Origin of the sequence: Paratissierella segnis, from assembly GCF_014385195.1 — a bacterium.
Taxonomy (GTDB): domain Bacteria; phylum Bacillota; class Clostridia; order Tissierellales; family Tissierellaceae; genus Paratissierella; species Paratissierella segnis.
This window is the reverse complement of record NZ_JACRTG010000033.1, coordinates 12,898-25,975: the sequence shown is the minus strand read 5'-3', so window position 1 is coordinate 25,975 and position 13,078 is coordinate 12,898. Positions and strand designations below refer to the sequence as shown.

At 34.7% G+C, this 13,078-nt stretch carries 10 protein-coding genes; 5 read left to right on the top strand and 5 right to left on the bottom strand.

Annotation, left to right across the window (positions count from 1 at the left end; genetic code table 11):
• Nucleotides 1–3: 3 nt before the first annotated feature.
• The 4 genes from H8707_RS13855 to H8707_RS13840 all read right to left on the bottom strand — a co-directional run bounded on the left by H8707_RS13855 (nt 4) and on the right by H8707_RS13840 (nt 4,347).
• Nucleotides 4–858 carry a class II fructose-bisphosphate aldolase gene (locus tag H8707_RS13855; RefSeq protein WP_262430743.1) on the bottom strand — a complete coding sequence of 285 codons (855 nt, stop codon included), beginning with the start codon at nt 856–858 and terminating at the stop codon, nt 4–6.
• Between the two features lie 163 nt (nt 859–1,021).
• Nucleotides 1,022–1,873 carry a 3-methyl-2-oxobutanoate hydroxymethyltransferase gene (gene panB / locus H8707_RS13850; RefSeq protein WP_262430742.1) on the bottom strand — a complete coding sequence of 284 codons (852 nt, stop codon included), beginning with the start codon at nt 1,871–1,873 and terminating at the stop codon, nt 1,022–1,024.
• Between the two features lie 75 nt (nt 1,874–1,948).
• Nucleotides 1,949–2,713 (bottom strand): IclR family transcriptional regulator, encoded by a 765-nt coding sequence (locus tag H8707_RS13845; protein WP_262430741.1) that lies wholly within the window; start codon nt 2,711–2,713, stop codon nt 1,949–1,951.
• Between the two features lie 254 nt (nt 2,714–2,967).
• On the bottom strand, nt 2,968–4,347 hold the full coding sequence (locus tag H8707_RS13840) for a hypothetical protein (protein ID WP_262430740.1): 1,380 nt from the start codon (nt 4,345–4,347) through the stop codon (nt 2,968–2,970).
• 215 nt (nt 4,348–4,562) lie between these two features.
• Between H8707_RS13840 and H8707_RS13835 the strand changes: the two genes are divergently transcribed.
• The 5 genes from H8707_RS13835 (at nt 4,563) to H8707_RS13815 (ending at nt 11,808) form a co-directional block, all read left to right on the top strand.
• Nucleotides 4,563–5,708, top strand: coding sequence for a nucleoside recognition domain-containing protein (locus H8707_RS13835; protein WP_262430739.1), 1,146 nt, complete (start codon nt 4,563–4,565; stop codon nt 5,706–5,708).
• A 105-nt stretch (nt 5,709–5,813) separates the two neighbouring features.
• Nucleotides 5,814–7,235: an amidohydrolase gene (locus H8707_RS13830; protein ID WP_262430738.1), complete on the top strand. Its 1,422-nt coding sequence runs from the start codon at nt 5,814–5,816 to the stop codon at nt 7,233–7,235.
• A 28-nt stretch (nt 7,236–7,263) separates the two neighbouring features.
• Nucleotides 7,264–7,995, top strand: a complete 732-nt coding sequence (locus H8707_RS13825; RefSeq protein WP_262430737.1) for a DUF5058 family protein — start codon at nt 7,264–7,266, stop codon at nt 7,993–7,995.
• 15 nt (nt 7,996–8,010) lie between these two features.
• Complete coding sequence (locus H8707_RS13820) at nt 8,011–8,745, top strand: hypothetical protein (RefSeq protein ID WP_262430736.1); 735 nt, start codon at nt 8,011–8,013, stop codon at nt 8,743–8,745.
• 225 nt (nt 8,746–8,970) lie between these two features.
• Complete coding sequence (locus H8707_RS13815; RefSeq protein WP_262430735.1) at nt 8,971–11,808, top strand: phosphodiester glycosidase family protein; 2,838 nt, start codon at nt 8,971–8,973, stop codon at nt 11,806–11,808.
• A 43-nt stretch (nt 11,809–11,851) separates the two neighbouring features.
• Here the strand turns inward: H8707_RS13815 and mreB are convergent, their stop codons facing one another.
• A complete protein-coding gene (gene mreB / locus H8707_RS13810) occupies nt 11,852–12,880 on the bottom strand; it encodes a rod shape-determining protein MreB (protein ID WP_449406489.1) in 1,029 nt (342 codons plus the stop codon).
• Nucleotides 12,881–13,078: the final 198 nt, after the last annotated feature.

Below are 13,078 nucleotides of genomic sequence, written 5' to 3'. Positions count from 1 at the left end.
TAATTATCTTGTAACACTATCAACCGAGTTAAATGTAATAATATGCTTCTTTACAACTTCATATATTTTTGATTCAACATATGCATCAAGCTTTAGTGGATTATACTCCTCATTATTTGTTTGTATATATTCACGACATGCATCAATATATGCATGTTTTAACGCTGTGGATATATTTATTTTTGTTGCTCCGTTTCTTATTAATCTTTTAAAAACATCATCTTCCAGACCTGTACCCCCATGAATAACTACTGGACAGTCAATATTTTTACTAATCTTTTTGACTAAATCATAATTTATGGAAACAGCTCCCTTATACAAGCCATGTGCTGTCCCTACAGCAGGTGCAATAGCATCTATGCCTGTGGCATTTAAATATTCCACAACTTCTGAATATTTTGTAGTTTTTTCCTCATCGACAATAATTTCCTCTTCAACTCCTCTAATTACTCCTAGTTCCCCTTCTACAGTGACATTCTTTTTTTCGGCATAACATTTGACTTCAAGGGTTGTATCTATATTTTCAATTAATGATTTTTCTGAAGCATCAATCATTACTGAATCCCATCCCTTATCAATGCATTCTTTTGCAAGGGAAACATCTTTACAATGATCAAGATGGACTATTACAGGTACTTTTGTATCACTTCTTAAAATATTAAGCATTTCTATCAGCTGAGAAGCGCCAATTTGCTTCACAGTTCCAACCGATGTCTGCAAAATTAAGAAAGAATTTAAATCCTCTGCAGCCTTTATTGCTGCCTTCGCTGAAATATAGTTAAATATATTAAATGCACCAATAGCATACTGCCCCTCTTTTGCTTTTAATAGCATCTGTCCCATATTAATACCAGTCATTTTACAAATCTCCTCTCCTGATTATCTTTCCACAACCCATAAACGCTATATATACGTTGTCAAAGCGACAATATCGACGATACCAATATAAAATAATTTGCAACAACAAAGTTCCATACTATTACCAATATTATGATATCGTTGCCACGTGGAATATAATTCTTTACTCAAATTCCTTAAATAGAACCTCAAATTCTTCCATACTATCTTTTATATTATAAACATGCCCATCATCAGGAAATCTTTCATTTTTTACATCATCTATATATTCTTTAAATGCATTTATAATAACATCAGCTACATTTGCATATCTTTTTACAAACTTTGGGGTAAAAGCTTGGAATTGTCCCAACATATCCCCACAAATAATTAATTGTCCATCGCATGGAAGTCCTGCCCCAATTGAATACACTGGTATAGTTAATCTTTTGGATATAAACTCTGATACTTCAGGAGGAACAGCTTCTAAAAGTAAAGCCAAAGCTCCAGCTTCTTCAACTGCTATTGCATCTTTTATCAATTCTCGTGCACTATCTACAGTTCTTCCTTGTGCTTTAAATCCGCCTAATTGACCAGAACTTTGCGGAGTTAATCCAATATGCCCAAATACAACAATTCCTGCTTCAGAAATAGATTTAATTTTATCCATTACCCTTCTGCCGCCTTCTAACTTAATTGCATCCACATCAGCTTCTTTTAAAAATCTACATGCATTCTTTACCGCATCTTCATTAGACGTCTGATATGAACCAAAAGGCATGTCTCCAATTACATAAGTGTTTGGTGCTCCTCTTCTTACAGCCTGACAATGTGATATACAATCATCCATAGTAACCGGAATAGTCCCATCATATCCTAGGACAACCATTCCAAGAGAATCACCTACTAAAATCATATCCATACCAGCTTGCTCAGCAAATGAAGCAGTAGGAAAATCATAAGCAGTTATCCAAGCAACCTTGTCCTTCCTCCTTTTCATCTCATAGAAATCTAATATTGTCTTTTTTTTTACCATAAAAATTCCTCCCTTTAAGCTAAAATATTTTTATTTTTAAAATATTTTTAATAACGATTTCATTTATTCCAATATTTATCTTACATATCCAAGTTTTTCAGAAATTTCTTGTGCTAATTTGACTAAAGTATTACCTATTTCCATACATATGCTATCATTCATCCTAGTTACAGGACCCGATACACTTATTGCCGCAAAAGGAATTTTATACTGATTAAATATTGGAGCTGCAATACAATGTAAACCAATCTCTAATTCTTCATGATCTTCTGCGTATCCTTTTTTTCTAACCCCTTCCAAAGATTTTAATAAGGATTCTTTATTTTGTATTGTATTATAGGTATATTTCTTAAATTCAATTTTATTTAATAATTCATCCAATATGCTATGAGGAAGATATGCAATCATAGCCTTTCCTACTGCTGTGCAATATAGAGGTTTATCTCCACCTACTAAAGTACTAATCCGCATAGAATGTGAGCTTTCTACTTTTTCTAGATATACGACAGATGTATTTTGCAATATAACTAAGTTAGCAGTCTCTTCATAAGTACTAACCAGCTGTTCCAAATACCTGTAAGCGATTTCCCTGATTGAAAAATTTACTTTTGTACCTAACTGATAAAGTTTAAGACCTAATCTATACTTTCCAGTATTATCATCTTTCTCAAGAATGTTATTAGCACTAAGTGTAGATATTAAGCCATATGTAGTACTTTTATGCAAATCCAACATCTTAGATATCTCTGTAACACCTAACTCCTCATAATTATTAAAACACTCTAATATTTGAAATGCCTTATCAACAGATTGAATTATTTTTTTACCTTTATCATTCAATTACTTCACTCCAAAATAAAATTATAGTTTTGTTCTTCATTGTAGTACAATGTACTACTCTTCAGCACAAAAAAAATTATAACATACCAAATGCAAATTAGCAATAATATTTTTATTTTTATTTTTCACCTATAGTTGTAAACTTATCGGTTGATTATCCCATGGGTAGAACTGACAATCCAAAACTAAATAGGTAAATAAAAACTGACTTAAATTTTTCAAGTCAGTTTTTATTATTTCCATTCATATAAAAATCACGCAAAAGCCAGGCAGTCTAAAACCTTTACTTGTTCATCGCTTAATATGCTGTGGATATATTGATATCTACCGCAATATTCAAGCTCAAGAATTAGCATATCTTCACATATTTCATATGCATCCGATGCGGTAAAATGTAATACACCTTGCGGGCAGAGCTTATCTGTCAACTGCTGTTCAAGAAATAAACGCATAAAAAGAATATGTGATAACATTTCTATTATTTCTTTCCTTGAAAAATAATTAGTCAAAAACAACAAATCATTTGGAAGGGCGACATCATAAAAAATCTCCTCAATATCATAAATTCTCTCATAAAAATTCATAACATCTTCAAAAGATAATTTTGTATTTGTAATTAAGATATCCCGAACTTCCCCGGATTCTTTAGAATATATTGGCGCCAACCCGGCTTTCGGGCGAATAAATATCACATGAAAATCATCTATTTTCAATACTTTGATCCCAACATCCTTATATGAAGTAAAAAGTGCTTCCTGATTGACTAATTCGTTTATATCATAATTTGGAAATAGTTTCATCAATTCTCTTATGCCCATTTTTGCGATGAATCGATGCTTATGAACATTGATTTTCTCAATATAGCAAATATCAAGGTCATTGAATACATGTACAATATTTGCATTATCAGAAAAATTAAGCTCCTTCAATTTTGAATCGCTGAAATTATAGTGAAGAGGGATTCCCCGCTGATCGGTCATTATAGTTGCAATACCATTGCCCGACTCTGAAAGTGCTCTTGAAACATGGGTTGAGACGATATATATTAACCTAAAATCATCATTCTCTTTAAGATAAAAATAATTAGAAATAATACCTGGATGCACATATGGAGTTCCTTTAAGCAATCGAAATGCATCAATTATAGTATCTTTTGTAATTCTATCAGAGTTATAAATAAAATATTTACTAAGGAAGTGAAAAAAATCATTTCTACTGTCAAATGCATAATAAGCACAAATGGCAAAAATAGCAGTTACTGATAACTGAGGCAAAGCTTTATAAGAAGCAAGGTTTTCTAAAAATCTGCGCATGCTCGTCATATCGAATATCTTATATAAGAGGAATGTTTCCCCATACTTCTTCATTGGCAGCAATTCCAGTAAATCTTTCGGTAAATAAAGATATTTGTCATCTTCCATTGCTTTAGCTAATTTACAAGCCCTCTCATAATCAACCTTTTCTTCACGTCCTAAGTTTGCTACAACCACTTGTCTTGATTTGCCATTTTCATATATTGTCTTAATTAATTGCAAATATGTTACGGGAATGCCCCCACTGACACTTCTTGTTCTTTTAATCCACATGATAATCAATCCCCTATTAAAATAATTGCCACTACATACAAAGTTCATAAACAGAGTTATATAGATTTCAGAATAATCAAAACTATCATAAATCTATTTCAATTGAAAAAACTTGTCATATGTTAATTGCCACTATAACATGAAAATCCCATTATTCTGCCCATTGCTTCTACCAAAGGTCATGTTATAATTATAATTATTACTATTATAATTTTTTATATGGATTTTGACAACACAAGTTTTTATTTTAGGGAGAGATTAATTTGGACACAAAAAGTAATTGGAAAAAAACCGTCGGAGGATATATCTGGCTTGCTATTTTAATAGCATATTTTTCAGGTATCTTCTCTAAATCAGAAGGTATTTTGAGCATTTTTAATTTTCAAACGCTTATCGGATCCTTTGGAACCATAGGAGACGCAAGCAGAGCAGGAATCATAGGAGAAGGAGGGTTTGGAGCCAGTGATGCTGTCTTTCAATCCGTCAATATGTTACCTGCTATTATGGTAGTTTTAGCTATTCTTGAGTTGGCTGACAACTATGGTGGACTTATAGCAGCTCAAAAACTCCTTGCACCTGTATTAAAGATTTTGATGGGTGTTTCCGGGAAGTCCACCAGTGTTATTATTACAAATTGGCAAAGCAGCGATGCTTCTGCTGTAACAGCAGCCGAACTTTATAATGACAATCAAATCACCAGTCGGGAACGGGATATTTTAGCGACCTATTGTTTCGTTGCTGCGGCAACAATTGGCGTATATTACAGCAACGGCTCTATACTTTTTCCGTATATAACAGTCGATGCAGGAGTTGGATTAGCTGTTATCATGATTATGAAAATAATTGCTGCTAATTTTATGCGTCTTTACAACTTTATATTTGAAAAAAATCAGCCTGCTTTTGTGACTAAATCTTCATCGGAACAGATTCAAAGCGCAACACAAGAGCCGCAGCAAAATAAAAGCAATGGATTTATCAATATATTTCTTAATGGCTGCCAACGCGGACTGAAAATGTGGGCACTAAACATCCTTCCCGGAACAGTTCTTGGATTTGTTATTATGCAGGTCCTTCAGGTAAGCGGAATTTTAAACATTTTATCAATTATATTTACACCATTGATGAAACCTCTTCAATTACCAGGTGAAGCTATAAGTGCATGGATCACTGCCTTTTTATCACTGCCGGGCGGTTGCGCCGCTCTTATTACTCTAAATGCTCAAGGACTGTTAACTACAAGGCAAATCACTATAATGCTGCCAATGCTATTTTGTGTAGCTGGTCAAATACCTTATATAGGAAGAATCTTAACTGTATTCAAAGTTAAAGAAAAAAAATATCCTGTAGTTTTTTGTATAAGCATTATCGTTTCAATTCTTTCAGGTATTATCATGAACATGATTATATAAATTATCAATATTAAAGGAGGCGAAATCTTCAGCATAATATTTTCGGTATAATTAAATTTTTTATTTAACCACTGCAATTTAATTTAAGAAAGGAGTTATCAATTTATGAATTTAGACATGGATCAAGCACAAAAAATTTTAATGGATTGGTTTGAAAAAAATCAACAAGTAGCAATTGATACGAGTAAGAAAATTTGGGACTTAGCAGAAATTCAATTTGAAGAATTTGAATCTTCTGCACTCCTATCAAACTGGTTGGAATCTGAAGGATTTACCATTGAGCGAGGAGTAGCAAATATGCCTACAGCTTTTGTTGCTACTTATTCAACAGCTGATAAACCTGTTATTGGAATTATAGCGGAATATGACGCTTTGGAAGGTTTAGGCTGTGAAATTGCTGATACCCATATCCCTACCGGTAAGAATGGTCATGCATGCGGACACAACTTGTTCGGAACAGCCAGCACTTCTGCAGCCATAGCAATAAAAACTGCTATGGAAGAACTTGGCATCAAAGGTACACTTAAACTATTTGGATGCCCTGCAGAAGAAGGAGGATCCGCTAAGGTATTCATGGTAAGAGATGGCGTATTTGACGGATTAGACGCTATGATTGCATGGCATCCTGCTAATGCTACTATGTGTACAATGGCATCATCTTTAGCTATATATGGCGTAAAATTTGCATTCCATGGGATAGCTGCCCATGCAGGAGTAACACCTCATTTAGGCAGAAGCGCATTAGATGGTGCTATCTTAATGGATGTAGGAGTAAATTATCTTCGAGAACATATGACAACAAGCTGCCGTATACATTCAGTTATCACTAATGGAGGAATCGCTCCTAATATAGTTCCGTCAGAAGCAGAAATCTACTATTATTTACGAGCACCACAACGAAGTGAAGTAGATGATCTTTTTGAAAGAGTTAAAGATATCGCTAAGGGCGCAGCTTTGATGACAGGCACTACAGTAGATTACAAGATAGTAAGTGCATCATCCAACAGCATTTCCAGCAAAGCAATTTCTGAAGTTGCTTTAAAGAACCTTCTTAAAGTCGGAGGACCTAAATTTACACCGGAAGAATATGAATTTGCGGCTAAATTAAATGTTGATGTAAAATTACAAGACAAGCTTGAAAATATGATGTTTATGTATCATATTTCAGACGAACACTGTAAAGATGATCTCTATGAAGGCATTGGAGAATCCATGCTTGAAGGCACGACAGCACCGTATTCCGGTGATAGCGGAGATGTAAGTTGGCAAGTTCCTTTCGCTTCATATAATGTTGCTTGTCAAACAGTAGGAACAGGAAACCACAGCTGGCAGCAAACAGTATGCGCAGGTATGGGAATTGGTCAAAAAGGAATGCTGGTAGCGGCAAAAGCTTTATCCCTAACAGGCGTAGAACTTATGACTTCACCGGATATTCTTGAAGCAGCTAAAAAAGAGCTTGATGATAAATTAAAAAATTATCCCTATACTTCTCCACTTCCTGATGGCGCAACACCTTTTGATAATTAATTTAAAATAAAATTAGGAGGTCGAATTAATGAATCTAAACGAAACTTTAAAACTTGCAAATAGTTTGTCAATGTGGCTATGCATCCTACCTCTTTTATCCCTTGTTTTCTTTCAAGCATGGAAATTTTGGAGAATAGGAATGAAATATAAAAATGAATTTTCTATCTCTTCAGAAGATGTCAGAGCATCTATGCGTTCAGGAATTATAGCAACCTTGGGGCCTGCACTTTCGATTTTTGCTGTCGGTCTCGGGCTTATGGTTCAAATCGGAGCCCCATTGACACTTTCACGGTTGAGCATTATAGGAAATGCTATGTATGAAAGCTTCGCTGCACAGTTTGCAGCATCAGCAATGGGAACTACACTTGGAGCAGAAAACTTCACATATGCTGTATTTACCTGCTGTGTATTTGTCATGAATCTGGGAGGTATTGCAATGCTTATACTTCCTTTGATTTCTATCCGCCCCGTATCTTATGCTACTCAGAAGGCAACGAAAAAAGGCGGTATATTGGGAAGAGTTATCGGTACAAGTGCAGCATTAGCTTCCTTCGGTTATACCTCATTAAACTATTTTAGCGGATCTAAATATACATTATTGAGCGGTATTGACGCCAAATATACTATTTCTGTTCTCGTCGGCGCAGGGAGCATGCTATTTTTCTCTCTATTTGGAAAGAAAAAGAAGATAAGTTGGATGAGAGAATGGTCTTTAGCCTTCTCAATCATTCTGGGCGCTGTATCTACAATACTATTTTAGGAAGGAAGTGAAAAAATGGAAAATAAAGAAAATAAAGTTGATAATACTACATTTGAAAATGCAGCAAAATCTTATTATAAATCAGTTCATTTTTGGGGGCAGCTTACTCTTGTTCTCGGTATAATCTTTAGTTGCGTAGCAGCGGTTTATCTTGGATTCATAAAAGGTTATTTTCCCGGCTGGAAGCCTATAATTACAGCATTCCTTTCAATATTTGGAGTTATGGGTTTTGTATTTTTAGACCTTCCCAGCGTTATCACAAACAATATTCTTATGGGACCTGCCGCACAATATATGTCATCTCTTACAGGTAATGTAGCTAATATGCGTCTACCAAGTGCATTAAGCGCAAAAGCAGCTGTTGATTGCGGACCTGTAGGAGGTCCTAAGGAGCATATAATCGCTTCTATAGGAGTTGTTGCTTCTACCATAGTCAATACGAGTTTCCTTATAATCATGGTTGTTGCCGGAACATTTATTATTAAGATTCTTCCGGAGAATATCCAAAATATGTTAAATTATATTCTTCCTGCCTTATTTGGAGCTATATTTATTCAATTTGCACTTATGGACTGGAAAGCTTCAATAGTGGCACTTGCTGTATCTGTTTTGATGTTGACTGTACTTGCATCTGTAATTCCTACTAGTTATCAAGCATTCTTAACAGTCGTTGCATGTATCATTATTAACGTTTTATGGACCAATGCTACTATAAAGAAAAACGAAGCCGCAGATAGCACAGAAAATTAAAGCCAAAATAAAATATAATTAAAAGTTTTTGAAAATTGTGTCTTTTAAAATTGTCATCTTCAATATATTGGGGATGACAATTTTTTCAATTGTGAATTGTGAATTGTGAATTGTGAACTGTGAATTGTCTATGAATTAATCCTTTTGTAATGCATTTGTAACCTAAATGAGATACTTAAACTATATAATAGGAAATAAATACATAATATTATGAGAGGTGAAGTTATGAAGAAAGTTATAAAGAAAACATGTTTATCACTATTAGCTGCAGGAATGATTTTCGCAGCCCAAATCCCAGCATATGCGAATCCAATTACAGTTAATATGCCCGCTAAAATATATGAAACTATAAATACTGAAAATATTTCTTCCGGCGTTAAGCATGAAAATATTTTAAGATTTACCACCCAAGGATGGTGGAATATCAATGTATTAAGGATTGATTTAAATGACAATTATACTGAGCTGAAGGGATTATTCAATAAGAATGGGCTCCCAAATAGGGATAAAGTAAGCTCTATGGTCGAAAAAAGTGGTGCTGTAGCAGGTGTCAATGGAGACTATTTCGACTACCAACCCCTACCTTCTTCACTTGGAACGTTGATCAATGACGGAGAGTTGATTTCCTCTCCTATTGGAAAGCCTTATACACTACCCAGCGTTTATGTTACAAACCAAAATAAAGCAGGCATAGAATATCTTGACAGAAGAATGGTAGTTACTAATAGGAATAATGGTAAACAGGTCATACTCAATTCAGTAAATAAAGTATCACAAAATTTTGATACTGTAACGCTGCTTAATAAAAATTGGGGTGCTAAATCCATAGGCAATAGATTCCATAATGATTTAGTAGAAGTTTTAATTCTCGATGGTATTGTTTCGGATATCCGAACAGGCGGAGAGGCATTTGACATTCCCAATAGCGATAATAGCTATGTTTTGGCAGTTAGAGGGACAGGCTTACAAGATTTAACCATTGGAGATCAAGTAGATCTTGAGCTTTCTACAGTCCCTAATGTTGAGGAAATAAAATTCGCCATAGGCGGAGGAAGCATTATCCTTAAAAATGGTGAATTGGCATTAACAAATATTAACAGTGCAGGAAATGAACCAAGAACAGGAGTAGGCATCAATCAGGATCAAACAGAGCTAATATTGGTAACAATAGATGGCAGAGACTCTTCTTTTAAGGGTGTAAGTCAAGAAATGTTTGGTGCAATACTAAAAGAACTTGGTGCATACAATGGTCTAAACCTTGATGGCGGCGGTTCCAGTACAATGGCAATAAAGCCTATTGGCGAGGATAAAGCAGCTGTCGTAAACAAACCGTCAGATGGAGGCGAAAGATCAGTTGTCAACGGAGTTGGTGTATTTTCTAATGCCCCACAAGGTGAATTATCCTATTTAAAATTAAAAACTGATGATAATAAAATGTTTTTAAATACAACAAGAGCATTTTCAGTAAAAGGTTATGACGAGTACCATAATCCGGTAGATATTAATGAAAGTCAAATAACATATTCAGTTGAAGGAATAAGCGGAGAGTTTAATGGAAATAAGTTTAAAGCTACATCCTCCGGTCAAGGAAAGATTGTTGTAAATTTAAATGGTGCTGTCGGTAGTCTTGATATCAATGTATTGGGTGAAATTGTTGAGTTAAATTCCAAACAGAATGATCTAAATATTGATATAAATAGTGAACAAAAGCTGTCTTCTTTCAATGGAAAAGATAAAAACGGAACGCAGAGTGTAGTTTATTTAGATGATATTCAATTTGATGTAATAGGTGATATCGGCGAAGTTAGAAGCGGCACATTCTATAGCAGTTCCGAATCAACAAGCGGTGCAATAACCGCAAGGGCAGGCAGCGGTATTTCAAATATACTGGTTTCTGTCGGGTCCAAGGGAACTTTGGTAGACGGATTTGAAACCATAGATAAATATAGCTTTAGTGCTTCATCCGAAAATATTAACGGAAGTATAAATTTAAGCAATGAAGCGCGTGACGGTATTTCAAGTTTAAGCCTTAACTATGATTTTTCACAAGGCGACAATACCAGAGCTGCATATCTAAACTTCAATAATGGATTAAAATTCAGTGGATACCCAAAGAAATTAGGTTTTTGGGTTAAAGGAGACGGAAGCGGAACATGGTTAAGAGGAACACTAAAAGATAATGCAGGAAATACCCATACCATAGATTTCAAGAAGTCTCTTGACTTTTCAGATTGGCAATATGTTTCATCAAGTATTCCGGCAAATGTTAGCTATCCAATAAGCTTGCAAAGAATATATGTGGCTGAAACCGATAGCGTTAAAAAACCAAAAGGATCAATTTTGATAGATGGACTTACAGCATACTACCCAACATCAATAGGCAATATTGTTCTACCTACGCCCACCACTGTTAAAGATAATTTAGCAACAAAGAAGGCACTTAATGCAGATGGTTTCTCATTTATAGTTGCTGCGGAACCAAAAGGTCTGGACAAGCTTGTAGGATACGATGCAAGTTCAAAGCTCAAAGCAAGAATTTCTTCAAATAAAATAGGCGTAATGCTAAACAGCATAACACCGGAATTTAACAAGGGATTAAATAATTATGTTCTGATAGATGCTTCTAAACCATATAAAATGAATAAACATAATGATGTAATATTCTTTAATCTTGATTCTTCAAAAGGTGGAATCAGAGCATCAAATTCATCACAATGGATGCAGTTTATCAAGGATTTAGATAGCAGGCAGGAAAGTAATTTTGCGATTTGCTTGCCAACGCCAGTATTTGGAGCAGGTGGTTTTTCGGATACTTTAGAAGCGGATTTATTCCATGAAAAACTAGTTGAAGCCAGCAATAAAGGAAAAAACATATTTGTTGTACAGGGAGGAAACGAAACAAAATCTGAACTTATTGACGGCGTAAGATATATTCAGTTGAATACAAAAGCTTTAACAAAGCCGGAAGATATTTACAATATTTCTGTTGTAGAATTTGTCGTTAACGGCAATGATATATCCTATGAAATTTCAAAGGTCTATCAGCAACCTAAAGTACAATAAGATGAACAAATTAAAAGATTTAGGGTTATTCCCTAAATCTTTTTTATCTATATCTGGATTGATCGCCTTGAGTCATACTCTTTTCTAAAAATTCAATAGACTCCAAAGACTTCCCTGTACCTATTGCAACACTTTCTATAGGGTTTTTTGCTAGATTTGCTGATATGCCTGTCTTTTCATTAAGCAGCTTGTCCAGCCCTTTAAGCAATGCTCCTCCTCCGGTCATAAGTATGCCGCGATTGCTAATGTCTGCTGCCAACTCAGGAGGTGTACGTTCCAACACTTCGTGTACTGCTTCAACGATTTCTGTAACAGGCTCTCTTAAAGCTTCTAACATATCTGTAGACGAAACTTCAACATTCATAGGTAATCCGGTAAGCAAGTTTCTACCCTTTATTTCCATATATTTTTCCTCTTCGAAGGGATATGCGCATCCGATAGAAACTTTTAAATCCTCAGAAGACCTTTCGCCTATCATCATATTATATTTCTTTCTTATATATTTAATAATAGCTTCGTCGCATTCATCACCGGCTACTTTTATGGATCTGCTGACAACTATCCCTCCCAATGATATAACTGCAACATCTGTTGTTCCTCCGCCAATGTCTACTATCATATTTCCGTTAGGCTCTGTAATATCAACTCCTGCACCTATTGCAGCAGCTATCGGTTCTTCTATTAAATATGTTTTCAAAGCGCCTGCTTCATCACTTGCTTCTATAACCGCCCTTTTTTCGACTTCCGTTACACCACTGGGTACACATATGATAACTCTAGGTTTTAAAAACATGCGACCTAAGGATTTTTGTATAAAATACTTTAACATTCGTTCCGTAATATTATAATCTGATATAACGCCATCTTTTAGCGGTCTTATTGCAACAATATTTCCCGGAGTTCTACCCAACATTTTTCTTGCGTCTTCGCCTACGGCCAAAAATTTATTTGTATATTGATCTAAGGCAATAACCGAAGGTTCCTGCAAGACTATGCCCTTACCTTTTACATATACTAATGTAGTAGCTGTTCCTAAATCTACTCCCACATCTGCTCTAAAAGCCAAACCCACAACCTCCTTTATATATGATTATCAAAGACTATATTCTACAAAAATCTTAAAAATCCTTCCTTTATTTATGTATCTAAAAAACATTTACATAATCATATATTATCAAATATATCTATATAAAACAATAATAACATGGCATTGAATGTATTTATTTTTGAATTGTCTTAATATTTAAAACAAATTTTTTGATGAAATTTG

What these genes read in the sequence shown, in the direction of transcription:
- H8707_RS13855 (WP_262430743.1), bottom strand. Translation starts at nt 858, where the DNA reads ATGACTGGTATTAATATGGGACAGATGCTATTAAAAGCAAAAGAGGGG.
- panB (WP_262430742.1), bottom strand. Translation starts at nt 1,873, where the DNA reads ATGGTAAAAAAAAAGACAATATTAGATTTCTATGAGATGAAAAGGAGG.
- H8707_RS13840 (WP_262430740.1), bottom strand. Translation starts at nt 4,347, where the DNA reads ATGAACTTTGTATGTAGTGGCAATTATTTTAATAGGGGATTGATTATC.
- H8707_RS13830 (WP_262430738.1), top strand. Translation starts at nt 5,814, where the DNA reads ATGAATTTAGACATGGATCAAGCACAAAAAATTTTAATGGATTGGTTT.
- H8707_RS13825 (WP_262430737.1), top strand. Translation starts at nt 7,264, where the DNA reads ATGAATCTAAACGAAACTTTAAAACTTGCAAATAGTTTGTCAATGTGG.
- H8707_RS13820 (WP_262430736.1), top strand. Translation starts at nt 8,011, where the DNA reads ATGGAAAATAAAGAAAATAAAGTTGATAATACTACATTTGAAAATGCA.
- H8707_RS13815 (WP_262430735.1), top strand. Translation starts at nt 8,971, where the DNA reads ATGAAGAAAGTTATAAAGAAAACATGTTTATCACTATTAGCTGCAGGA.